This window comes from Elstera litoralis, from assembly GCF_000963705.1.
GTDB lineage: Bacteria > Pseudomonadota > Alphaproteobacteria > Elsterales > Elsteraceae > Elstera > Elstera litoralis.
In genome coordinates, this window is record NZ_LAJY01000517.1 from 1 (window position 1) to 1,985 (window position 1,985).

General features: G+C 55.6%; 2 protein-coding genes. Both read right to left on the reverse strand.

Features of this window, described 5'->3' with window-relative positions:
- Positions 1-277: 277 nt before the first annotated feature.
- Positions 278-481 carry a type II toxin-antitoxin system ParD family antitoxin gene (locus tag VZ95_RS16670; RefSeq protein ID WP_232302716.1) on the reverse strand — a complete coding sequence of 68 codons (204 nt, stop codon included), beginning with the start codon at positions 479-481 and terminating at the stop codon, positions 278-280.
- Between the two features lie 135 nt (positions 482-616).
- The coding region (locus tag VZ95_RS16675) for a saccharopine dehydrogenase C-terminal domain-containing protein (RefSeq protein ID WP_045776857.1) at positions 617-1,985 on the reverse strand (1,369 nt) is incomplete at its 5' end.

Genomic DNA, 1,985 nt, shown 5'->3' on the forward strand with positions numbered 1-1,985 from the left:
ATTGTATCGGCAAAATCAGCTAATACTTTCTCATTTTGGCAGTTTAACTTGGAGAGGTCGTAACCCTGTCCTAGCGCTACAGTCGGAAAAATAGCGTTGAGACAGGCAATAGTAAGATACTTTCTCATCCAGATTTCCCCAGACTGATACAAGAACGCTCTATATATGCGCAATCTTAATGGTTTACACAACAAAAAATTCTTTTCAAAGCCCTGTCTACAATTTTAAGCCTTATAGAAATCTGAAAATTATATTAAATGGTGTGCATTTCGATATCCTACCGAATATCCGCCATCGAACTGTCGGAAACCCCGCTCTCGACTCCCTCGGTAACGCGCGCTTGCATTGCGGCGATCTTCTCGGCACGCTCCTGATCGCGCCGGATCAAATCGCGCACGTAATCGCTGGCGTTGCTATAGCGACCGCCTTTGCTTTGCTGCTCTACCCATTCCTTCATCGGGACAGGGAGCGAGATATTCATGGTTGCCATCCGTCACCTCTTGGAGAGACAAGAGCATTTTGGCAAAGTTTGTCAATTCTAGTTTAATGAAACCGGGATTGCTAAGGGGCCGTAGCCCCTTAGCTGGGGTGCAGGGGCAAAGCCCCTGCGTACAAACTACCGCACCAGGAAGTTATTGAACTGCCACGGGTCGTTATGATCCAGCCACGGCTCGTAGTTGAGCGTGGCGCGGTCCCGCAGGGGCGTCCAATCGCTTTGCACGCTAGCGACCGGCCCCAGGTAGGGTTTGGCAATCGCCAGAATTTCATCGTGCGGCAAATGTTCGGGCTCGCAGAAGCCGCGATCCGGGTTTTGCACCGCCCAAACGCAGGCCGAAATCACGCCCGCGCAGACTTGCAACGCGGTGGCATTCTGGCCGGGGATGATCTTGCGGGCTTCCTGGATCGAGAGTTGCGAGCCGTACCACCAGGCGGTTTTACCGTGGCCGAGCAGCAGCACGCCCAGCTCGTCGATCCCATCGACGATATCGTCCTGCATGATACGGATTTTGGCGGGTGGCTCCCAATCCTTCATCATCACTTCGCGTAACGACACGATCGCGTCGGCGCTGGGGTGATAGGCGTAATGCACCGTCGGGCGATGCACGGGGCGGCCGTCCTCGGCATAGGCCGTGAAATAATGGGAGAGCGTGATGCTTTCCGAGTGGGAAATGACGAAACCGAAAATCGGCCCGCCCTTCGGCACCCAGGAGCGGACAATCGTATGCCCGCCCGGCTTATGCATATAAATGGCATTACCCGGCCCGTGGGTGAAATGCTGGCCCATCGGCGGCAGCATATTTTCATGCATGCCCCAGCCCATTTCGGCGGGATACGTCGCCTCCCCCCAAAAGCCCAGGACCGACCAAGTATTGACGAACTCGTCCGGCTCTTTCGGAATCGAGGAACGCTGCGTGTCGCGCTCGGAGACGTGAATAACCTTGGTGCCGGTCTGCATGAACAGATCGGCCCATTCTTCCCGGTTTTTCGGCGTCGCGACGTTTAGGTTCATCGCTTTCGCGATATCCAGCGTCGCCGCCTTGACGAAGTGATTGACGATCCCCGGATTGGCCCCGTGGGTAATCACTGCCGTTGGCCCTTTACCGCCCCAGGGGGCCGCCATCGCCCGCGCTTGCGCATGGGCCTCGTAATGGGTGCGCTTTGCCGCCGGAATGCTCTCTTCGCCGTATTGATCGGCCCAAGGCTCCAGGGAGGTGTCGACGTAGAGCACACCGTGATGATGGCACCAGTTGATGATCGTCAGGGCATCGACCCCGGCGGTCAGATTGATGCAAAGGTCCCCAGGCTGTAACAGCGAGCCCAACATGGCTTCCAGATTGTCAGGGGTCAGCGAAATCCGCTTATAGCGCATGCCCTGCGCTAAATAAGGTGCGAATTTGCCTTCATGGTCATCAGCTTCAATCACCGTGATATTCGACAGCGGAAGATCGAAATGCCGTTCTAAAACCGGCACAACCGATTGACCA

Bases quoted from the DNA above. Each gene is read 5' to 3' on its own strand.
- VZ95_RS16670 (WP_232302716.1), bottom strand. From the start codon at position 481: ATGAATATCTCGCTCCCTGTCCCGATGAAGGAATGGGTAGAGCAGCAA.